We start from the raw sequence: 20,560 nt of genomic DNA on the forward strand, positions 1-20,560 counted from the left end.
GCATGGATTGGACCGGCATCCTGTGGACGGCTGTCGGCGCGGTGCTGGGTGTCGCGGCGCAGTTGCTGGTCGACCGGATGCGCCACACACACGACGACTACGAGCTGTGGTGCGATGTCCTGCCCTGGGGGGACATGCGCGAGCGCGGGCTCGATCAGCCCAGCGGCGCACCGGTGGTGGACCTGTTCCTCTGGAACGCGGGCAGAAGAGACATCACGGAGGATCAGTTCGACCGCGGGCGGCCGCTCGTCATCCATCTGGGGACCCGCATCCTCGGAACGCTCCCGGGTGGGCACTGGATCAAGGTCAGCCCCGAAAGCGTGAGCATCCATCCCGAGGGGACGATCCAGATCGCGCCCGGACTGCTCAGACGCGGGATGGTCGTCCATCTCCGGCTCGCGGTGTCCGCCTTCCCCTCGCTGTCGTTCGACAACCCCATCGCTCACGTCGCGGAGGTCCGTTCGGCCGTCGACCTCCCTCCCCACCGCCTCTCTTCCCGCGTCCAGTCGGTGATCGGATGGGCGGCGATCGTCGCGGTCGGCGCTGCGCTCGGGTTCGCCTACGGGTTGATCGCCCGAGGAGGCGGGTACCCCTGGCTGCCGTTCCCCGACGAGGTGCAGTTCGTGCTCGCCGGCGTCATCGTCGCGATCCCGGTCGGGGCGCTGGTTCTCCTGCATGTCAGTCTGACACGCGGGCCCGATCGAGCCCTCTTCGTCCTCCATGAAGCGGTGGGGGAGGAGACGGTCGAGATCGGCATGAGCCGGCGACGGTGGTGGGAAGGTCGCACGTCCCCGCCGCGCTAGCTCGCGGCCGCGACTGCGTACGCCCGAGGCACTCCGGAGTATCCCGGCCGGGTGAACCACGACGGCAGGGCGACCTGCAGGTGGCTCGGCCCGATGGTGGTGGCCTCGCCCGCGTGCAGCATGGCGGCCCACTCGATGTCACCCCGCCAGAAGCGGGTCATCGCGCGCAGGGAGCACCGCACCTCGACCGACACGTCGTACCCGGGGTCGACGTCGCACACATCGGCGTCGCCGTCGCGGATGACCAGCCACCAGCGTCGCTGCATGGGCCGGGCGTCGGCGAACTGCAGTGCGATCACCGTGCGACCCGCGGGCACGACCGAGTGATCGATGTTGCGGTGCATGTCCCAGAGCAGCAGCTTCGGGTCGAGGTCGGCGTCGCCGAGCTCGCCGATCCACCGGACGCCCCAGGCCGAGAGCTGCTCGACCACGGGCCGCAGCTCGACCCCCGCCGGGGTGAGCACGTACCGCACGTCGGCGCCCTCGACGAGGCGCTCGACGAGCCCCGCGCGCTGCAGCTGGTCGAGCCGATGAGACAGCAGCGACGGCGACATGCGGGGCAGCCCGCGACGCAGGTCGTTGAAGTGCTCGGTGCCGAGGAGCATCTCCCGGAGGAGGAGCATCGTCCAGCGCTCGTCCAGCAGCTCCATCGCCTTGGCGACGGGGCAGAACTGGTAGTACGGAGCGCCCACGGGACACACGATAGACCCGGTACAGATCCGATACTAGAGCGGTCTGCGCGGCCTTCGTAGCGTGAGGGGCAACAAGGCTAAGGAGGCCATTCATGGACACCATCGCTACCGACACCGAGGTCGACGCCGACCGCGCGTTGAAGGCGAAACACCGGGCCGTCTGGGCGCTCGGCGACTACTCGGCGATCGCTCGGGAGGTGATCCCGGCGCTCGGACGAGAACTCGTCGCGGCGGCCGAGGTCGGGCCGGACGACCGCGTGCTCGACGTGGCGGCAGGGACGGGCAACGCCGCGATCCCGGCGGCGAGGGCGGGAGCATTCGTCGTCGCCAGCGATCTCACCCCGGAGCTGCTCGAGATCGGGCGGCAGGAGGCCGAGGCGCAGGGCGTCGAGCTCGCCTTCGAGCAGGCGGATGCCGAGGCGCTGCCGTACCCGGACGACTCGTTCGACGTCGCGCTCTCGTGCGTCGGCATCATGTTCGCCCCGCATCACGACACGGCGGCACGGGAGCTGACCCGGGTCGTGCGCCCCGGGGGACGGATCGCGCTCATCAACTGGACGCCCGAGGGCTTCATCGGCCGGTTGTTCGCGACCCTCACGCGGTTCGTCCCCGCTCCGCCGCCGGGGGTGCAGCCGCCGCCGCTGTGGGGCGAGGAGGAGCACGTGCGCGAACTGCTCGGCGACCGCGTGACGGACCTGCGGATGGAGCGTCGCTCGCTGCCCGTCGATCGGTTCGCGTCGCCCGAGGAGTTCCGCGACTTCTTCCGGGACCTGTACGGCCCGACCGCCGCCGCCTACCGGGGTGTGGCCGATGACGAGGAGCGGCGGGCCGCCCTCGACGCGGCCATGATCGCGCTGGCACAGAAGCACCTCGACGGCGGTGCGATGGGCTGGGAGTACCTGCTCGTGACGGGACGCGTGGCCTGAGTCCACGCGTCCGGGCGGGTGCGGGGGAGGGCCCGGCGTCGGGCGGCGAAGTCGCGAGAGACTTCCGCCCGGCGCCGGGTCCTCCGGCGATTTCGCCGACTCCCCGGGCGGGGAGGGTCCTCACCGCGTCAGATGCCGCTCGAAGAACCGCGCGGCGTCCTCACCCGCATGAACGGGCACGCCGCGGTGTCCGCCGAGGTTGGCCTGCAGCGTTTCTCGCGAGATCCGAGGGCGTCGAACAGGTCCAGCGCCGCCTGACGGTCGTTGCCCTCGTCGTCCCACTGCAGCAGCATGTGCGCCGGGATCGTCAGCTCCCGCGCCTCGACGAAGGTGCGCGAAGGCAGATAGCTCCCGGCGAAGAGGCCGAGAGCGCGGATGCGCGGATCCGTCCTCGCGACCCGGATGGCGATCGCCGCCACGCCCCCGGACCATGCGACGGGAGCGCCCGGATCGGATGCCGAGAGGAGGAGGGCGTCGAGGGTGGCGCGCCACTCGGGGGCCGCCTGCTCGACGAGGGGGAGGACGAGCCGGTCGACGATGTCGCCGGTGACCGGGACGCCCTCGGACAGCGCTCGCCGCAGATCGTCGCGCGCCCGGTCGACGGCGGGGATGCGCGGCCGGTCGCCGGCGCCGGGGAGCTCGATGGCCGCCGACGCGTAGCCACGGGCGGCGCAGGACTCGGCGCGAGCGACGAGCCGCGGATACATCCCCTCCAGTCCGCCGGGATGGCCCAGGAGGACGAGCGGGGTCGGGAGATCGGATGCCGTCGCCGGCGCCCAGGCGATGCCGGGCACCCCGTCGACGGTGAAGCGGCGCTCGACGACGCCGGAGAGGAGGGAGCGCGAGGAGATGGTGCGCATGGTCGTGCCTTTCGGGAGCGCGGACGGCGCTCCCGGACGACCTAGCGCCCGACCGTGGCTCCGGAGGGGAGCACCCACGTCGATTCGTTCACGGGTACCACCTCCTCGGTCTGCTGCACGGCTCACCGAGCATAGCGCCGTCGCCGACGGGCGCCAAGGGTTCGGCCCCCGCCACCCCGGTGAAGAGTGGCGGGGCCGTCGCTCGGCGTCAGACGAACTCTTCCGGACGCGTCTCCTCGACCTCGCCCTCGGCACGGCGACGCAGGCGCATCTCGGCCAGACCGCCGCCGGCGAGCAGGAGCAGCCCCGCTCAGCCGACGGGGAGAGCCGCGTCGACGCGGCCGAGGATCTCGGCGATCGCCGGAGCCGAGGCGATGAGGCGATCGTTGGCCTCCGACTCGGCGACGGTCGCGCGCAGGCCCTCTCCCGCGAAGGGGCGCACGAGCAGGCCGTTCCGCTCGAGCAGCTCCGCGACCTCGACCGTCTTCTCTCCGAGGGGGAGCCACACGAAGTTGCCCTTGCTCTCGGGAAGCTCGATGCCCGCGGTGCGGAAGGCCGACACCACGCGCTCGCGCTCGACCACGAGGGCGGCGACGCGTTCGGCGAGTTCGTCCTCGGCGGCCAGCGAGGCCACGGCGGCGGTCTGCGCGAGATTCGTGACCCCGAACGGGAGGGCGACCTTGCGCAGGGCGATACCGAGCTGCTCCGGAGCGATCGCATAGCCGATGCGCATGCCTGCGAGGCCGTACGCCTTCGAGAAGGTGTGTGCGACGGCCACGTTCGGATAGCGGCGGAAGTACTCGATGCCGATCGGGGAGTCCGCGCGGTCGTTGAACTGCACGTAGGCCTCGTCGATCACCACGACGATATGCGCGGGCACCCGCGAGAGGAAGCGGTCGAGCTCGGCGTCGCCGATCGTGGTGCCGGTCGGGTTGTTCGGGTTGCAGACCAGGATCAGGCGCGTGCGGTCGGTGATCGCGGCGAGCATCGCGTCGAGGTCGTGGCGGTGATCCTCCGTCAGGGGCACCGGAACGGGAACGGCCCCGGCGGCGCGTGTCAGCATCGGGTAGGCCTCGAAGGAACGCCACGCGAACAGCACCTCGTCGCCGTCGCCGGCGGTCGCGCGGATGAGCTGCGACACGACCTCCACCGAGCCGCTGCCGAGGACGACGTTGACCGGCGCCACGCCGAACCGGGCGCACAGCACCGCCGTGAGGGCGGTGGCGGCGGTCTCCGGGTAGCGGTTGATCTGCGTGAGCTGATCCGCGATGGACGCTGTCACCGACGGCAGCGGAGGATACGGGTTCTCGTTCGACGAGATCTTGTGCACGGGGGCCGCCGTCTCGATCTGTGGTGCGGCTTTGCCCGGCTTGTAGCCCGGGATCGCGCTCAGGTCGTTCCGCAGTCGCAGCTCGGTCATCCTTCGCCTCTCGTCGTCGTCTCCGCACGCGGTCCGTTTGACAGCGGCGAGCGGGATTCATACTATCGCAAATGAATATATCGAATGTTGTCAATTCGGATCCCTGAGATCGAGGCGACGGAAGGAGCGGAGCGACGGTGCCCCACACGGCGGTCGAAACCCCCGAGCAGAGGCTCACCCTGCGCGTGCGCGCCATGCGCTGGGAGGCGGCGAGCGTGCTGGCTCTCGAACTCGACGACCCCACCGGAGCCGAACTGCCCGCGTGGGAGCCCGGCGCCCATATCGACCTCCGGTTCTCGAACGGCGTGGAGCGCCAGTACTCCCTCTGCTCCGACCCCGAGGACCGGTCCGCCTACCGGATCGCGGTGCTCGCCGAGAGCCCGAGCCGGGGCGGCTCCCGCTATGTGCACCAGAGCCTGCGCGTCGGCGAGATCGTCACCGCCTCCCCACCCGTCAACCACTTCGGCCTCGTGCCGGCCGACGAGTACGTGTTCCTCGCCGGCGGCATCGGGATCACGCCCATCCTGCCCATGCTGACCGACGCGACCCGCCGCGGCATCCCCTGGCGTCTCGCCTACCTCGGCGCGGCCGGAGAGCGGATGGCGTTCGCCTCCGCCCCGCAGCTGGCGGGAGGGGAGACGCTGCTCGTGCGCCGCGATGTCGACGATCGCCTCGATCTGGCGGGGTGGGTCGGCACGCCCGGAGAGCGCACCGCGGTCTACGCCTGCGGTCCGGAGCGGATGCTGAACGCGCTCGAGCATCTCAGTGCCGACTGGCCGCGCGGAGCCCTGCACGTGGAGCGGTTCCAGGCGCGGACCTTCGGCGAATCGCAGGGCGCCGAGACCTTCGAGGTCGTCGCGCGACGGTCCGACCTCGTCGTGACGGTCGACCGCGGCTGCAGCATCCTCGAGATGCTCGAGAACGCCGGCATCGGCGTGCCCAGCTCCTGCCTGGAGGGCGTCTGCGGCACCTGCGAGACCGCTGTCATCGACGGAGCCCCCGAGCATCGGGACTCGATCCTCACCCCCGACGAGCGCGAGAGCAACGAGACCATGATGATCTGCGTCTCCCGCTCCCTCGGCGACCGGCTCGTCCTCGACATCTGACACCTGTACGAACGGAGCGAACATGGACACCGGAACCGCGTACGGGCTGCGCCTCGGGCAGCCGCTGAACGAGCTCGCGCAGGTGGGCCCCGGCACACCCTACGGCGAGGTGCTGCGCCGCTACTGGCACCCCGTCGCGAAGGTCGAGGACGCGACGACGCGCCCGATATCGCTGCGGGTGCTCGGCGAGGAGCTCGTGCTCTTCCGCACCCGCAAGGGCAAGCCCGGACTGCTGCACCCCCGCTGCATCCACCGCGGCGCGTCCCTCTTCTACGGCGGCGTCGAAGACGACGGCATCCGCTGCTGCTACCACGGCTGGGTGTTCGACACGGAGGGGCACTGCCTCGAGCAGCCGTGCGAGCCCGACCTCGGGCTGCACCGCGACCGGGTGCGCCAGCCCTGGTACCCCGTCGAGGAGCAGTACGGACTCCTCTGGGCGTACATGGGACCGCCGGAGAAGAAGCCGGTCCTGCCGCGCTACGACACGCTCGAGGTGCTCGGCGAGAACGAGCAGCTCATCGTCAACGACGCGGGCGTGGGTGGAGGCGGACCGGTTGAGCTGGACTTCAACTGGCTGCAGCACTGGGAGAACGTCATGGACCCGTTCCACGTGCCGATCCTCCACGCGCGGTTCAGCGGCAACCAGTTCACTCCCGAGATGGCACTCATCCCCGAGGTCAGCTACGAGTACACCCCGCTGGGGGTGCGCAGCATCCAGATGCGGGAGCTCGGGGACGGCCGGCAGCTGCGCCGGGTCACCGAGGTGATCTTCCCGAATCTGCGCGTCGTCGCCAGCCCCAAGCTCTCCTCCGGCCAGACGAACATGATCGGCTGGGTCGTGCCGATGGACGACACGAGCTTCCGCATCTTCACGGTCGCCCGCGACAGCGACCCCGAGTTCCTCGCCAAGCTGCGGTCGACCCACGAGGGCAAGCCGTGGAAGGACCTCACCGATCTCGAGCACCAGCGGCTCCCCGGCGACTACGAGGCGCAGAAGTCTCAGGGCCCCATCTCGCTGCACTCCGAGGACCACCTCACCACCACCGACCAGGGCATGGCCATGATCCGCCGGATGATGGCCAAGCAGCACCGCGCCGTGGCCGCGGGCGGCGACCCCGTCGGCGTCTCGTTCGACGAGGCGGAGCGGCTCGTGCGGATCGAGGGCGGCAACTACTTCGAGGGAGCCCCCGACGCGCCGCTGCTGGCCGACGCGGTGGACGACTGACGTGGTCACGTACACCGCCCGCCCGCCGCGCGGCGACCGCCCTCTGCTCGTGCTCGGCATCAGCGACGTGGTCGTGATCGAGGGCGAGCCGGCGGTGCCCGTGAGCATGCATCACCTGTCGGCGTGGGGGCGCTGGGTGCGCGACGTGGCGATCCCGGATGCCGCGGCGCAACGGCTGCATGAGCTGACGCAGCACTTCGAGATCGTGTGGGCCTCGGAGTGGGGGCACAATGCCCACACCGCCTTCCGCGAGCCGCTCGACCTGCCCGAGGAGCCGTGGCCGTTCCTCCCGGTGCAGTTCGACAAGCTCGCGCACATCCGCCGCTACGCCGACGGCCTCCCGTGGATCTGGGTCGACGACCCGCTCGTCGATCTGAGCGGCGAGCCACCGGAGGTCGACGACGGCATCGTCGTTCGCGTCGACCCCGCCGCGGGAATCCTGAGCCTCGACGTCGAGGACCTGTTGGTGAGGATGCGCGAGCTCGTGGAGCGTCGCGCCGGAGAGGAGAACGCATGACCGATGCCGTCGCGATCGTGGGGGGCCGCGTGCTGACCGGCCTGGGCGACGAGTTCGAGGGGGGCGCCGTGCTGGTGTCGGAGGGGCGGATCGAGGCTGTCGGCGCGCACGTCGACATCCCCGAGGGCGCGCGGGTGATCGACGCCGCCGGATGCTGGGTGCTGCCGGGTCTCATCGACCCGCACAGCCACATCGGCGCCCACGAGGAGGCCAACGGCCCGGCGGGCTTCGACGGCAGCGAGGTCTCGTCGCCCGTCACCGCGGGCGTGCGGGCCATCGACGCGATCAACATCGAGGACCTCGCCTTCCGCGATGCCCTCGCCGGCGGCATCACGTCGGTCGTCGTCAAGCCGGGGTCGGGCAACCCGATCGGCGGGCAGAGCGTGGCCATCAAGACCGGGGGCGGACGCTCGGTCGACGAGCAGGTCATCGTGCCGTCGCTGGGCATGAAGTCCGCTCTCGGTGAGAACCCGAAGCAGGCGTACGGGGAGCGCAAGCAGCTGCCGTCCACGCGCCTCGGCATCGCGCTCGTCATCCGGCAGGCCCTCTTCGATGCGAGAGACTACGCAGAACGGCGCGACCGGGCCCGTGAAGAGGGCGCGCCGTTCGCGGTCGACCTCGGCAAGGAGGCGCTGGCGGCAGCGCTCGACGGAACCCTGAGCTGGGAGCAGCACGCGCACCGGCACGACGACATCGCGACCGCGCTGCGCATCGCGGAGGAGTTCGATCTGCGTCTCGTCCTCAACCACGGCACGGAGGCGCACAAGCTGGCCGCCGTGCTCGCCGAACGCGACGTTCCGGTCATCTACGGTCCGATCCTTTCGAGCCGGTCGAAGGTCGAGGTGCGCGAGGCCGATCCGGCGAACCTCGCGAGGCTGGCCGCGGCGGGTGTGCGCGTCGCTCTGACCACCGATCACCCGGTCGTCCCGATCGGGCTGCTCGCCCTGCAGGCCTCGGTCGCCGTGCGGGCCGGCCTGCCCCGGGACACCGCCATCGCCGCGATGACCTCTGCTGCCGCGTCGATCGCGGGCATCGACGACCGCGTCGGCGCGCTCGAGCCCGGCCGCGACGGGGATGTGGTTGTGTGGACGGGGGACCCGCTCGACGTCGCGTCGACCGTGCGGGAGGTCCTGATCGAGGGGCGGACGGTCTACGCCGCCCCGACCGGCGCCGGGCACGAGGAGACCGCATGACGCTGCGCGACGAGGCCGTTCGGCTGCTGCCCGACCTCGTCGCACTGCGACGGCGGCTGCATCGCATCCCCGAGGTGGGGTTCGACCTCCCGCAGACGCGCGACGCGGTGCGGGAGGCGCTCGAGGGTCTCGGACTCGAGGTCACTACCGGGTCCGATCTGAGTTCCGTGACCGCCGTGCTGCGCGGCGCCGCCGACGGGCCCTCGGTCCTGCTGCGGGGGGACATGGACGCGCTCGCGATCGAGGAGGAGACGGGCCTCGAGTATGCGTCGACCAACGGCGCCATGCACGCCTGCGGGCACGATCTGCACGTGGCCGCGCTCGTCGGCGCCGCCCGTCTGCTCTCGGCGCGCAGGGAGCGCATCGCCGGAAGCGTCGTGTTCATGTTCCAGCCGGGGGAGGAGGCCGGGGGAGGTGCGCCCCTGATGATCCGCGACGGGGTGCTCGACGCGGCCGGCCGCCGGGTCGAGGCCGCTTACGGCATCCACGTCGGTCCGGGCGAGCGCGGCACCTTCCAGCTGAAGTCCGGCAGCATCATGGCAGGGGCCAACGTGCTGCGGGTGCGGGTGCGCGGGCAAGGCGGCCACGGATCACGGCCGCAGCAGGCCGTCGATCCGGTCCCCGTGGTGGCGGAGCTCGTGCTCGCGCTGCAGGCGTGGGTCACGCGCCGGGTCGACGTGTTCGATCCGATCGTGCTCTCGGTCACGAAGCTGTACGCGGGCGAGATCGTCAACGTCATCCCGGACGAGGCGGGGTTCTCGGCCACGCTGCGCACCCTGTCGGAGGCATCGATCGCGCAGGCGCAGGCCGAGCTGCCGCTGTTCATCGAGCGCATCGCCGCGGCCCACGGCTGCACCGCCGACGTCGAGGTGATCATCGGGTACCCGGTCACCGTGAACTCGGCCGCCGAGACCGTGGCGGCCACCCGGGTCCTGCGCGATCTCTTCGGCGCCGGGCGCGTCGAGGAGATCGAGGCGCCCTGGATGGCCTCCGAGGACTTCTCCTTCGTGCTGCGCGAGGTGCCCGGTACGTTCCTGTTCCTGTGCGCCACGCCCCCGCACGTCGACCCCGACGACATCCCCATGAACCACTCGCCGCGGGCGCAGTTCGATGATGCGGTGCTGGGCGACCAGGCGGCGGCGCTCGCCGCCCTGGCGCTGCGGCACGTCGGTCTCGAGGACTAGCCCCGGGCGCGATCAGCGACCGAGGGTGCGGTGGTCCAGCACCGCCCGGCGGCCCCGCTCGACGTCGCCCGAGCGGATGGCGTCGATGAGGGCTTCGTGGATGTGGAGGCGTTCGTCGGTGTCCTGCCGGAACCCGGGCACGGCGAGCGCATCCTCGTGCGTGGCGCCGGCCGTCTCGCCCTCGATGTAGTCGACCAGGTTCAGATAAAAGGTCCGCAGCACCGCGTTGGGCGAGATCTCGGCGATGCGGCGGTGCAGCCGCCAGTTGCCGTGGAGTCCCTCGATGGGGTCGTGCCAGTGGTCGGCGAGCTCGGCCATCACGGTTTCGAGGTCGGCGACGTCGGCGTCGGTGCGATGCCGCACCGCGTCCTGCATCACAGCCTCGTCGAGGGCGTCGAGCACCTTGATGACATCGTTCACGGGGGCACCGGTCTGGCGCAGCCGCAGCACGCTGTGGGCGAGGCGGATGAGGGGGGACTGGTCGGCCACGAAGATCCCGCCGCCGGGTCCGGGCCGGAGGTCCACCGAGCCGCGGGCGCGGAGCACCCGCAGCGCTTCGCCGAGGGTGGCGGGGGCGACCCCGAACTGCTCGCACAGCTCTTGCCGGGTGCCGATGCGATGCCCCGCGGTGAGGCCCTCGTTCTTGATCATCGCCTCGACCTCGGCGACCACGCGGTCGGCGACCGACTGGGCAGGCGCGACGCGGTGGAAGGTGCGCCCTTCATCGGGTGTGGTGGCCACGGAGGTCCTTCGATCGGGTGGAGCGGGAAGCAGACGTCTCACATCCTAAGGAGCGCTGCTCCGGGCGGGACGGAGCGCGAAGGCGATTCTCCTATTTGCAGTAATTGAATGTATCTAATACAGTCAATCAGCAACGTCGCTCACGAGAGGAAACAGATGACCGACCCCACCGGTGGCGATCTGCTCGCAGACTCCCTGCTCAATCAGGGCGTGTCCCGGATCTTCGGCATTCCGGGCGTGCAGCTCGATGCCGCCGCAGACGCCCTCCACGCCCGCTCCGACAGGGTCGACTTCATCTGCGCCCGCAACGAGCAGGCCACGACGTACATGGCCGACGGCTATGCCCGCAGCACGGGCGATGTCGGCGTCGCGATGGTGGTCCCCGGCCCCGGAGTGCTCAACGCCCTCTCCGGCGTGGCCACCGGGTACTCGGCGAACTCCCCGATGCTCCTCATCGCCGGGCAGATCGACTCGCGGGCCATCGGCCGCGGACTCGGCGCCCTGCACGAGATCCCCGACCAGACCGGCATCCTGCAGCGCCTGACCAAGTGGACCGGCACCGCGCGCTCCGCCGACGAGATCCCGGGGCTCGTGCGCGAGGCCTTCACGCAGCTGCGCAGCGGTCGCCCGCGGCCGGTCGCCCTGGAGGTTCCGCCGGACGTGCTCGCCGCCACATCCCGTGCCGCCGCAGCCGAGATGGTCGCCGCCGCGCCGCTCGCGCCGGACGAGCAGCAGATCCGTGAGACGGCCGCGCGCCTGCTCGGGGCACGGCGCCCGATGATCGTGGTCGGAGGCGGTGTGCTCGCCTCCGACGCGTCGGTCGCGCTGCAGGCACTCGCCGAGGCGCTCGAGGCGCCGGTGCTCATGACCGAGAACGGCCGCGGTGCGCTCGACGCCCGGCACCGTCTCGCCTTCGACTCGCTCGCACTGCGCGCCTTCCGCGAGGACGCCGACCTCGTGCTCGCCGTCGGCACCCGCTTCGTCTCCACCTTCGGGACGCAGGTCGACACGAACGGCGCCGAGGTCATCCTGATCAACGCCGAGGCGGCCGACCTCGAAGGTCCCCGCGCCGCCTCGCTGGCCCTCCACGCCGACGCGCGCCTCGCGCTCGCCGCGCTCGCCGCCGAGGTGGGTGCGCCGGGCCGCGAGTCGCGCGAGAGCGAGTTCGCCCGGGTGCGCTCTTGGCTCGACGAACAGTTCGCCGACATCGCGCCGCAGCGCGAGTACCTGTCCGCGATCCGCGGCGCGCTTCCCGACGACGGCGTCTTCGTCAGCGAGTTCACACAGGTGGGCTACGCCGCGAGCGCGTGCTATCCCGCTTATCAGCCCCGCACGTACATCGGGCCCGGATACCAGGGGACGCTGGGCTACGGCTTCGCCACCGCCCTCGGCGTCAAGGCGGCCGACCCGTCGCGCGCCGTGGTGTCGGTCAACGGCGACGGCGGATTCTCCTGGACACTTCAGGAGCTGTCGACCGCCAAGCGCTACGGACTCGGCCTCGTCACGATCGTCTTCCACGACGGCTTCTACGGCAACGTCCGACGCATCCAGAAGAACCGCTACGGCGCACGGTACTTCGCGAGCGACCTGACCAACCCCGACTACGGAAAGCTCGCCGACGCCTTCGGCATCCGCTCCGCCCGGGCGTCGAATGCGCAGGAGCTCGCCGGCGTCCTCGCCGATGCGGTGCCGGCGAACGAGCCGATCCTCATCGACGTGCCCGTGGGCGAGTTCCCGTCGCCCTGGCATCTGATCCACGAGGGCGTCCCGCGACCCGCGCCGCTCGCCCCCGACGCGCACCTCGTGCGGCAGGCAGGGGTCTGACATGATCACCGGGCACGACATCGCGGGCATCAGAGAGGATGCCGAGGGGCTGCCGTCGATCGATGTCGTCAGCCCGGCCGACGGGTCGGTGATCGGAGCGGTCGCCGCCGGAGGCCCCGTGGACGTCGATCGGGCCGTCGCGGCCGCGGTCGCCGCATTCCCGGCGTGGTCGTCCACGCCGATGGCCGAGCGGATCGCGTACGTCGAGGCGCTCGCCGAGGGTCTCGCGCGTCACCGCGAGACGCTGGCGGAGACGCTGAGCGCCGAGATGGGGTCGCCGATCGCCTTCGCCCGTGCCGCCCAGGTCGGCGTCGCGATCGCCGACCTCGCCCGTCTCGTCGACGCGGCGCGCGCGCACGTCGATCGCGAGGCGGTGTCGAACTCCCTCGTCGTCGCGGAGCCCGTCGGCGTCGTGGCGGCCATCACGCCCTGGAACTTCCCGCTGCACCAGATCATGCTCAAAGTCGGGGCGGCGATCCTGGCCGGATGCACCGTGGTGCTCAAGCCCAGCGAGGTCGCGCCCCTGAACGCGGCGATCGTCGGCGACATCCTGCGCGAGGTCGGCCTGCCCGGCGGCGTGGTGAACATCGTGCACGGAGACGGCGGCGGAGTGGGGGCACCGCTTGTGGCGCATCCCGACGTCGACATGGTGACGTTCACGGGCTCCCGCCAGGTGGGCGAGCAGGTCGCTCGGGCGGCGGCCGCCACCATCAAGAAGGTGGCCCTCGAACTCGGCGGGAAGTCCGCCGCGATCGTGCTCGACGACGCGCCCCTCGAGGAGTCGGTGCGCGGCGTGCTGGCGTCGTGCTTCGCCAACGCCGGGCAGACGTGCGCCGCGCAGACCCGTGTGCTCGTGCCGCGAACGATGGCGGAGGACTGGCAGCGTGCGGCCGTCGAGGTCGCCGCGGGCTGGGCGCCCGGTGATCCGCGCGACGAGGGCACGGCGACCGGTCCGGTGGCGTCCGCCCTGCAGCGCGACCGCGTGCGCGCCCACATCGCCGCCGCGATCGAGGACGGCGCCCGTGTCCTGACCGGAGGACTCGATATCGTCGAACCGACGGTCGGCGGAGCCTATGTGCAGCCCACGATCTTCACCGACGTGACTCCCGACATGCGGATCTTCCACGAGGAGGTCTTCGGTCCGGTGCTCACGGTCACTCCCTACGCCACGGTCGATGAGGCTGTCGACCTGGCGAACGACAGCGTGTACGGGCTGTCGGGCGGCGTGTGGTCGAGCGACCCTCGACGCGCGCTCGGCATCGCGCTGCGCATGCGCACGGGCACGGTCGGCATCAACGGCGCCGGGCTCGACGTGGGTGCGCCGTTCGGCGGGTACAAGCAGTCCGGTGTGGGCCGGGAGTGCGGCGTGCACGGGTTCGAGGAGTTCCTCGAGCTCAAGTCGGTGATGGGCGCCGCCGCTCTCGTCGACGACCTCTCGTGACCGGAAACAATCTCGAAACACCGGCGACACGATCCCATAAAGAGCAATTCATAACATTCAATTAGATGGAACCGCCCGAGGGTTCTGTCAGAGAGGACACCCCCATGAGACGCAGCATCGTAGCCGCGGCCGTCGGCGTGACGGCACTCGTTCTGACCGGCTGCGCCGGCGGCGCGGACGGGTCCCCCGGAGAGTCGGTGGATGACGCCACGATCGCCATCGCCGCCGATCCCGGGTCGCTCAATCCGATCACCAACGCCACGCAGGCCGGACAGGAGGTCGCCGCCTACCTGTACGAGACGCTCATGTCGTTCGCCCACGGCAAGGACGCCGAGGGACTGCTCGCCGAGAGCTGGACCGAGTCGACGACCGAGGTGTCGTTCGTGCTCAAGGAGGGCATCGTCTGTACCGACGACAGCGAGCTGACGGCGTCCGACGTCAAGGCCTCCTTCGACTACGCCGCCGACCCCGAGACGGCGTCGCCGTATTCGGGCGTCTACTTCCCCGCCGAGGGTCTCACCGTCGCGGCCGACGACGCCTCGCGCACGGTGACCTTCACGAGCGCCGAGCCGCAGAGCTTCCTGCTCAGCAACATCGGTCAGATGCCGGTCGTGTGCGCCGCAGGAGTCGAGGACCCCGCATCCCTGGACACCGCACCCGTCGGCACCGGGCTCTACGCCCTCGAGGACTCCTCGCCGGGTCAGAGCTACACGCTCGCGCTGCGCGACGACTACACCTGGGGCCCCGGTGACGTGACGAGCGAGACCGAGGGTCTGCCGAAGACCGTCGAGCTGCAGGTCGTCGACACCGAGCCGACGCGCGCGAACATGCTCCTGTCGCAGGAGGTCAACGTGGCGGAGGTCGGCGGCACCGATCGCGACCGCCTCGAGAGCGGCGACCTGTTCTCGATCGACGTCCCCGCGCGACCCGGCCTGATGTTCTTCAACCAGGCCGAGGGGCGCCCGACCCATGACCTCCTCGTCCGCGAGGGCATCGCGGGAGGCATCGATCGCGACGAGGTGGCCTCCGCATCGACCGGCGGTCGGGGCGAGCTGATGACGACGCTCGTATCGTCCTTCACCGCGGTGTGCGTGGGAGAGGACGCGACGACCTCGCTCATCGCGTTCGACGCCGACCAGGCGGGCGCGTCGCTCGACGAGGCCGGATGGACGGTCGGAGCCGACGGCATCCGCGAGAAGGACGGCGAGAAGCTCTCGCTCACGTTCGTGTACCCCTCCACCGAGGCGCAGTCGGTCGTCGCCGGCATCGAGCTCATCCAGCAGCAGCTGGGCGAGATCGGCGTCGAGGTCACGCCGAGCCCCTCGTCGGCCTACACCGACGTGATCTTCCAGGGCGGGGACTGGGACCTCATCTGGGCCCCGATCTCGACGACGCTGCCCTCGACCTGGGCCGGCATCCTCTCGGGCCCGTTCCCCCCGGACGGCGGCAACTGGACGTACAACACCAACCAGGAGTTCTTCGACCTCACCGCCCAGGCCCAGCAGCTGGCCGGCGAGGAGAGCTGCGACGCCTGGACGGCGGCGCAGGCCTCGGCCATCGGTAACCTCGAGGTCATGCCGTTCGCGGAGTCCACGAGCACCCTGTACGGGGCGGGCGTGGAGTTCGACGTCACCACCAACGGCCTGCTGATCCCGACGAGCCTCCGAGGCTAGGAGCCGCATGCTGGACCACGCGTCCGCCAGGACGGACACCGTGGCGGTCTTCCTCCGGAAGCGCCGCCACGGCAACCCCTGGCTGAGATTCCTCCTCCGCCGCACCGTGCGCATGCTGGTGGCGATGTTCGTGATCATCGCGGTCGCGTTCTTCGTGCTCCGGCTCTCTGGCGGCGACCCCGTGCGGGCCGCCCTCGGCGCCACGGCGGACGAGGCCGTGGTCCAGGCGCGGCGGGACCAGCTGGGGCTCAACGATCCGCTGATCGTGCAGTTCTGGAACTACCTCACCGGTGTGTTCCAGGGAGATCTCGGCGCGTCCCTGATCACGGGGAGGTCGGTGTCGGAGCTGGTGCAGAACCGTCTGCCCGCGACGCTGGAGCTCGCGGGGATCTCATTCGCCATCGTGCTGCTCGTGGCCGTGCCGGTCGGCCTCGGCATCGCGATCCTCACGCAGGGCAATCGGCGTCGCGGCGTCGAGGTGACGTTCACGGGGATCACCGGCCTCATCGCCGCGATTCCCGAGTACCTCCTCGGCGTCGCGCTCGTCGTGGTGTTCGCCGTGACGCTGCACTGGTTCCCGGTCGCCGGCCGCACGGGTCCCGCGTCCTACGTCCTCCCGGTGCTGGCCATGACGGTCGCCTCCTGGGCGTCGCTGTCGCGGATCGCCCGGGTCGAGGCGTTGAACACGCTGTCGGACGACTACGTGCGCACCGCGCGATCCAAGCGCATCCCGGCCTCCTGGGTGTACTTCCGGCACGCCCTGCCCAACATGCTCACCGCGACGCTGACGATCGGCGGCACCCTGCTCTCGACGATGGTCGCGTCGAGCGTCCTCGTGGAGAAGGTCTTCAACTGGCCGGGACTCGGCTCCGCGTTCGTCGAGGCCATCGGCACCAAGGACTACGGCATCGTCCAGGGGCTCGCCCTGGTGTACGCGGCGATCATCCTCGTCATCACCCTCGCGGTCGACATCGTGCTGTCGGTCCTCGATCGGCGCACGACCCTCCTGGAGACGACCTGATGCGCTCGTTCCTCGCCTTCCTGCGCAACCCGCTGGGCGCCATCAGCGCCGTGATGGTGCTCGCGCTCGTGCTCCTCGCGCTCCTCGGCCCCGAGCTCTGGGGCGCGCAGGCGGCGCAGACCGACACCTCCGCGCTCCTGCAGGGTCCGACCGACGCGCACCCGCTCGGAACCGACGGGCTCGGTCGCGATCTGCTGCTGCGCACGCTCGTCGCCGCCCGTCTGTCGCTCGGCATGGCCCTCCTGGCGACGCTCATCGGCCTGGTCTTCGGCCTGCTGCTCGGCGCGCTGCCGTCGGTGCTCGGTCCGCGGGTGCAGCGCCTGTTCAGCTCGATCATCAGCACCTGGCTCGCCTTCCCGGTGCTGCTCGTGGCGATGCTCACGGTGATCCTCCTCGGCCCGAGCTCGAACTCCGCCGTGATCGCGCTGGGTCTCACGATGGTCCCGTCCTTCGCGCGACTCGCCCAGACGCTCTCCTCGAGGGTCGGCGGGTCGGAGTACCTCGCGGCGGCGCGCATGATGGGCGTCTCACGAGGACGCCAGTTCACGCGCTACGTGCTGCCGAACATCGCCGAGCCGATCATCGTCAACGTCACCCTGTCGATCGGCGGCGGTCTGCTGGCCCTGTCGAGCCTCAGCTTCCTGGGCGTGGGCGTGCAGCCGCCGGACTACGACTGGGGACGGATGCTGAGCGAGGCGTTCGACCAGGTCTACACCAACCCGACCGCCGTGGTCGGACCGGGTGTCGCCGTCGTCTTCGCGGGCGTCGCGTTCGGGACGCTGGGCGAGTCGCTGGCGGCCCACCTGCGCAGCCACGGCCGCGGCAGCGTGCTGTCGCGCCGCCGGCTCGGGCCCGTGCCGCGGGTCGACGACCGCGAGCGCCGGGCCGATGACGGGGCGCTGCTGGTCGTGGACGGGCTCTCGGTGTCGTTCCCCTCCCCGAACGGCTGGGTGCGCCCCGTGCAGGACGTCAGCTTCTCGGTCGCACCGGGCGAGATCATCGGCGTGGTCGGCGAGTCCGGCAGCGGCAAGTCCGTCGCCCTCATGGCCGTGGCGCAGCTCTCGGCGGCCGGAGCGGCCGTCACCGCGCAGCAGCTGCGCTTCGACGGCGACGACATGCTCGACCTGCCCCCTGCCGTCGTGAAGAAGCGGCTCGGCACCAAGATCGGGGTCGTCTTCCAGGACTCGCTGACCGCGCTGAACCCGGCGCTCCGGGTCGGCACGCAGCTCGCGGAGATCCCGCGGTACCACGCGCGCGACGGCCGTGCGGCTGCGCACGCCAAGGCCGTGGATGCGCTGCGGGATGTCGCGATAGACGAGCCGGAGCGGCGCTCGCGCCAGTTCCCGCACGAGTACTCGGGGGGCATGCGTCAGCGCGCGCTGATCGCGATGTCGCAGATCGGCGGACCGCGCCTCATCATCGCCGACGAGCCCACGACAGCCCTCGACGTCACGGTCCAGCAGCGCGTCCTCGCGCTCCTGCGGAAGGAGTGCGAGGAGACCGGGGCGGCGGCGATCGTGGTCTCGCACGACATCGCCGTGCTCGCCGAGCTGTGCCAGCGCATCCTCGTGATGTACGCAGGTCGCATCGTGGAGGACGTCGACGTGCGGCTGCTCGCCACACCCGAGAAGCTCGCGCATCCGTACACACGGGCGCTGGCGGAGTCCCTCCCCGACCTCGACACCGACCGCACGCAGCCTTTGGCGACGATCCCCGGCGAGCCCCCGGACCTGTCGCTCCCGCTCGTCGGCTGCGCGTTCGCGCCGCGATGCCCGTTCGCGACCGAGCGGTGCCGCGCCGAGATCCCGCCCACCGAGGAGCACCGTCACGGCGGACGCGTCGCCTGCTGGCATCCGCAGGACGGCGTGCCCATCGAGGGGATCCTCGGGGAGCCGGTCGTGCTCAGCGGTGCCCCGACCGCGCAGGAGGTGCGCTGATGGCCGAACTCGTCGTCGACGACCTGGTCGTGACCTTCGGGCACGGGGAGTCGTCCTTCAACGCCGTCGACGGCGTCTCGCTCACCGTGCCGCACGGGCGGATCGTCGGGCTCGTGGGGGAGTCCGGCTCGGGCAAGTCCACGATCGCGCGGGTGATCGCGGGCCTGCAGCCCGCGACCTCCGGCCGCCTGCTCCTCGGCGGGACGGAGCTGCGACCCGCGACGGGCCGACAGCGTCTGGCGCGGGCGCGCGACGTGCAGATGATCTTCCAGGACCCCTACTCGTCGCTGAACCCCCGCATGACGATCGGCGCGACCCTCGACGAGGCGCTCGCCCTGCACGGAGAGGGCGGTGCGCGGCAGCGGGCGGACGGCGTCAAGGAGCTGCTGCACCTCGTGCGACTCAAGCCCGGCACGGTCGACCAGTACCCCTCGCAGCTCTCGGGCGGCATGCGCCAGCGGGTCGCCATCGCCCGCTGCCTCGCGGTGAAGCCGCGGCTCATCATCGCCGATGAGATCACCTCGGCGCTCGACGCCTCGGTGCAGGGAGCGGTGCTCAACCTGGTGCGCGACCTGCAGCAGGAGCTCGAGCTCTCGGTGCTGTTCATCACCCACAACCTCGCCGCGGTGCGCTACCTCGCCGACACCACCGCCGTGATGCGCAAGGGGCGCATCGTCGAGCAGGGCGAGGCGGACGAGGTCGTGTCGAACCCCCAGCATCCGTACACGCAGGCCCTGGTCGGGGCGATCCCGCGCATCCAGAATGCGGGCACCGACCACCTGCTGCAGGCGATCGGAGCCCGATGACCCTCCTCGACGACGCCCGGGCGCTCCTGCCGGACCTCATCGCGCTACGCCGCGAGATCCATGCCGACCCGGAGCTCGGCCTCGACCTTCCCCGCACCCAGCAGAGGGTCCTCGACGCTCTGGCTCCTCTGAACCTCGAGACCGTGCTCGGCGAGGGGCTGAGCTCGATCGCGGCCGTCGTGCGCGGGGAGCATCCCGGGCCGACCGTGCTGCTGCGCGCCGACATGGATGCGCTCCCGCTCCGCGAGGAGACGGGGCTCGACTTCGCCGCCTCGGGGGAGCGGATGCACGCGTGCGGTCACGACCTGCACGTCGCGGGCCTCGTCGGCGCCGCGCACCTGCTCTCCGCGCGCCGGCAGGAACTGCACGGTGACGTGCTGCTCATGTTCCAGCCGGGCGAGGAGCTGGGGGACGGCGCCTCGAGGATGCTGGCGGAGGGGCTGCTCGACGTCACCGGATCCCGGCCCGAGGCCGCGTTCGGCATCCATGTCGTCCCCGGCGAGTTCGGTGTGTTCTCGACGCGTTCCGGCCCGCTCATGGCGGGGGCGATCGAGATCGAGGTGACGATCAGGGGAGCGGGCGGCCACGCCTCGGCGCCGCATCTGACCCGCGACCCCGTGCCGGTCGCCGCGGAACTCGTCACCGCGCTGCAGGCCTACGTGACCCGGCGCTTCGACGTCTTCGATCCGGTCGTGCTCAGCGTGACACAGCTGCACGCGGGGGGACCGGCCCGCAACATCATCTCCGACACCGCGACGCTCGTGGCCTCGGTGCGGGTGCTCTCGCACGACACGAGTGCTCGGGTGCAGACCGAGATCCCGGCGATCGCTCGCGAGATCGCGGTCGCCCACGGCTGCACGGCGGAGGTCGACGTGACGGTGCTGTGCGCGCCGACGGTGAACGACGCGGGCGCGGTCGAGCACGTGCGCTGCACCCTGCGCGAGCTGTTCGGCGAGGAGCGCGTCTGGGAGACCGAGCACCCCGTGATGGGCTCGGAGGATTTCTCCTTCGTGCTCGAGCAGGTGCCGGGGGCCTTCCTGTTCCTCCGCGCGACGCCCACGGACGTCGACCTCGACACGGCGGCGCCCAACCACTCGCCGACCGTGGTCTTCGACGACGCCGTCCTCGCCGACCAGGCGGCGGCGCTCGCCGGCTTCGCCCTGGGCAGGCTCGCGGGCTGAACATCGCCCG

The 20,560-nt window shown here is 71.2% G+C and carries 18 protein-coding genes; 14 read left to right on the forward strand and 4 right to left on the reverse strand.

Going from position 1 to position 20,560, the window contains the following annotated elements; translation table 11 throughout:
• Positions 1-2 precede the first annotated feature (2 nt).
• Entirely contained in the window at positions 3-803 is an 801-nt protein-coding gene (locus AB3M82_RS08740; RefSeq protein WP_412957116.1) for a hypothetical protein, read from the forward strand.
• Here the strand turns inward: AB3M82_RS08740 and AB3M82_RS08745 are convergent.
• Positions 800-1,495, reverse strand: coding sequence for a winged helix-turn-helix transcriptional regulator (locus tag AB3M82_RS08745; RefSeq protein ID WP_412957117.1), 696 nt, complete (start codon positions 1,493-1,495; stop codon positions 800-802). The genes AB3M82_RS08740 and AB3M82_RS08745 overlap by 4 nt on opposite strands.
• Positions 1,496-1,587: 92 nt before the next feature.
• Here AB3M82_RS08745 and AB3M82_RS08750 point away from each other — a divergent pair, with 92 nt between their 5' ends.
• Entirely contained in the window at positions 1,588-2,421 is an 834-nt protein-coding gene (locus tag AB3M82_RS08750) for a class I SAM-dependent methyltransferase (RefSeq protein WP_412957118.1), read from the forward strand.
• Positions 2,422-2,549: 128 nt separating this feature from the next.
• Here the strand turns inward: AB3M82_RS08750 and AB3M82_RS08755 are convergent, their stop codons facing one another.
• Together AB3M82_RS08755 and hisC are read right to left on the reverse strand one after the other, a co-directional pair.
• Positions 2,550-3,281, reverse strand: coding sequence for an alpha/beta fold hydrolase (locus AB3M82_RS08755; RefSeq protein WP_412957119.1), 732 nt, complete (start codon positions 3,279-3,281; stop codon positions 2,550-2,552).
• Positions 3,282-3,591: 310 nt separating this feature from the next.
• Positions 3,592-4,701, reverse strand: coding sequence for a histidinol-phosphate transaminase (gene hisC / locus AB3M82_RS08760; RefSeq protein WP_412957120.1), 1,110 nt, complete (start codon positions 4,699-4,701; stop codon positions 3,592-3,594).
• Positions 4,702-4,838: 137 nt separating this feature from the next.
• Between hisC and AB3M82_RS08765 the strand changes: the two genes are divergently transcribed.
• From AB3M82_RS08765 to AB3M82_RS08785, 5 genes are read left to right on the forward strand one after another with little or no spacing between them, the layout of a single operon-like run.
• Positions 4,839-5,807: a PDR/VanB family oxidoreductase gene (locus AB3M82_RS08765; RefSeq protein WP_412957121.1), complete on the forward strand. Its 969-nt coding sequence runs from the start codon at positions 4,839-4,841 to the stop codon at positions 5,805-5,807.
• Between the two features lie 22 nt (positions 5,808-5,829).
• Positions 5,830-7,032, forward strand: a complete 1,203-nt coding sequence (locus AB3M82_RS08770; protein ID WP_412957122.1) for a Rieske 2Fe-2S domain-containing protein — start codon at positions 5,830-5,832, stop codon at positions 7,030-7,032.
• 1 nt (position 7,033) lies between these two features.
• Positions 7,034-7,549 (forward strand): hypothetical protein, encoded by a 516-nt coding sequence (locus AB3M82_RS08775; protein ID WP_412957123.1) that lies wholly within the window; start codon positions 7,034-7,036, stop codon positions 7,547-7,549.
• The gene (locus AB3M82_RS08780; RefSeq protein ID WP_412957124.1) at positions 7,546-8,742 is read left to right on the forward strand and encodes an amidohydrolase; all 1,197 of its coding nucleotides are present in this window, start codon (positions 7,546-7,548) and stop codon (positions 8,740-8,742) included. Before AB3M82_RS08775 ends, AB3M82_RS08780 begins: the two co-directional genes overlap by 4 nt.
• Positions 8,739-9,926 carry a M20 metallopeptidase family protein gene (locus AB3M82_RS08785; RefSeq protein ID WP_412957125.1) on the forward strand — a complete coding sequence of 396 codons (1,188 nt, stop codon included), beginning with the start codon at positions 8,739-8,741 and terminating at the stop codon, positions 9,924-9,926. The genes AB3M82_RS08780 and AB3M82_RS08785 overlap by 4 nt, the downstream gene beginning before the upstream one ends.
• Before the next feature lie 12 nt (positions 9,927-9,938).
• Here AB3M82_RS08785 and AB3M82_RS08790 read toward each other — a convergent pair whose 3' ends face one another.
• Entirely contained in the window at positions 9,939-10,667 is a 729-nt protein-coding gene (locus AB3M82_RS08790; RefSeq protein ID WP_412957127.1) for a FadR/GntR family transcriptional regulator, read from the reverse strand.
• 156 nt (positions 10,668-10,823) lie between these two features.
• Between AB3M82_RS08790 and AB3M82_RS08795 the strand changes: the two genes are divergently transcribed.
• From AB3M82_RS08795 to AB3M82_RS08825, 7 genes are all read left to right on the forward strand, one after another.
• The gene (locus tag AB3M82_RS08795) at positions 10,824-12,491 is read left to right on the forward strand and encodes a thiamine pyrophosphate-dependent enzyme (protein ID WP_412957129.1); all 1,668 of its coding nucleotides are present in this window, start codon (positions 10,824-10,826) and stop codon (positions 12,489-12,491) included.
• 1 nt (position 12,492) lies between these two features.
• A complete protein-coding gene (locus AB3M82_RS08800) occupies positions 12,493-13,932 on the forward strand; it encodes an aldehyde dehydrogenase family protein (RefSeq protein ID WP_412957131.1) in 1,440 nt (479 codons plus the stop codon).
• Between the two features lie 104 nt (positions 13,933-14,036).
• On the forward strand, positions 14,037-15,605 hold the full coding sequence (locus tag AB3M82_RS08805; RefSeq protein WP_412957134.1) for an ABC transporter substrate-binding protein: 1,569 nt from the start codon (positions 14,037-14,039) through the stop codon (positions 15,603-15,605).
• A 7-nt stretch (positions 15,606-15,612) separates the two neighbouring features.
• On the forward strand, positions 15,613-16,626 hold the full coding sequence (locus AB3M82_RS08810; RefSeq protein WP_412957135.1) for an ABC transporter permease: 1,014 nt from the start codon (positions 15,613-15,615) through the stop codon (positions 16,624-16,626).
• Entirely contained in the window at positions 16,626-18,563 is a 1,938-nt protein-coding gene (locus tag AB3M82_RS08815) for a dipeptide/oligopeptide/nickel ABC transporter permease/ATP-binding protein (RefSeq protein ID WP_412957137.1), read from the forward strand. The genes AB3M82_RS08810 and AB3M82_RS08815 overlap by 1 nt, the downstream gene beginning before the upstream one ends.
• On the forward strand, positions 18,563-19,369 hold the full coding sequence (locus AB3M82_RS08820) for an ABC transporter ATP-binding protein (RefSeq protein WP_412957139.1): 807 nt from the start codon (positions 18,563-18,565) through the stop codon (positions 19,367-19,369). Before AB3M82_RS08815 ends, AB3M82_RS08820 begins: the two co-directional genes overlap by 1 nt.
• Complete coding sequence (locus AB3M82_RS08825) at positions 19,366-20,550, forward strand: M20 metallopeptidase family protein (RefSeq protein ID WP_412957140.1); 1,185 nt, start codon at positions 19,366-19,368, stop codon at positions 20,548-20,550. The genes AB3M82_RS08820 and AB3M82_RS08825 overlap by 4 nt, the downstream gene beginning before the upstream one ends.
• The last annotated feature ends 10 nt before the right edge of the window (positions 20,551-20,560 follow it).

This window comes from Microbacterium californiense (assembly GCF_047246625.1).
GTDB lineage: Bacteria > Actinomycetota > Actinomycetes > Actinomycetales > Microbacteriaceae > Microbacterium.

Excerpts from the sequence above, each read along its gene's own strand:
- AB3M82_RS08740 (WP_412957116.1), top strand. The coding sequence starts at position 3 with ATGGATTGGACCGGCATCCTGTGGACGGCTGTCGGCGCGGTGCTGGGT.
- AB3M82_RS08750 (WP_412957118.1), top strand. The coding sequence starts at position 1,588 with ATGGACACCATCGCTACCGACACCGAGGTCGACGCCGACCGCGCGTTG.
- AB3M82_RS08755 (WP_412957119.1), bottom strand. The coding sequence starts at position 3,281 with ATGCGCACCATCTCCTCGCGCTCCCTCCTCTCCGGCGTCGTCGAGCGC.
- hisC (WP_412957120.1), bottom strand. The coding sequence starts at position 4,701 with ATGACCGAGCTGCGACTGCGGAACGACCTGAGCGCGATCCCGGGCTAC.
- AB3M82_RS08770 (WP_412957122.1), top strand. The coding sequence starts at position 5,830 with ATGGACACCGGAACCGCGTACGGGCTGCGCCTCGGGCAGCCGCTGAAC.
- AB3M82_RS08780 (WP_412957124.1), top strand. The coding sequence starts at position 7,546 with ATGACCGATGCCGTCGCGATCGTGGGGGGCCGCGTGCTGACCGGCCTG.
- AB3M82_RS08785 (WP_412957125.1), top strand. The coding sequence starts at position 8,739 with ATGACGCTGCGCGACGAGGCCGTTCGGCTGCTGCCCGACCTCGTCGCA.
- AB3M82_RS08795 (WP_412957129.1), top strand. The coding sequence starts at position 10,824 with ATGACCGACCCCACCGGTGGCGATCTGCTCGCAGACTCCCTGCTCAAT.
- AB3M82_RS08800 (WP_412957131.1), top strand. The coding sequence starts at position 12,493 with ATGATCACCGGGCACGACATCGCGGGCATCAGAGAGGATGCCGAGGGG.
- AB3M82_RS08805 (WP_412957134.1), top strand. The coding sequence starts at position 14,037 with ATGAGACGCAGCATCGTAGCCGCGGCCGTCGGCGTGACGGCACTCGTT.
- AB3M82_RS08810 (WP_412957135.1), top strand. The coding sequence starts at position 15,613 with ATGCTGGACCACGCGTCCGCCAGGACGGACACCGTGGCGGTCTTCCTC.
- AB3M82_RS08815 (WP_412957137.1), top strand. The coding sequence starts at position 16,626 with ATGCGCTCGTTCCTCGCCTTCCTGCGCAACCCGCTGGGCGCCATCAGC.
- AB3M82_RS08820 (WP_412957139.1), top strand. The coding sequence starts at position 18,563 with ATGGCCGAACTCGTCGTCGACGACCTGGTCGTGACCTTCGGGCACGGG.
- AB3M82_RS08825 (WP_412957140.1), top strand. The coding sequence starts at position 19,366 with ATGACCCTCCTCGACGACGCCCGGGCGCTCCTGCCGGACCTCATCGCG.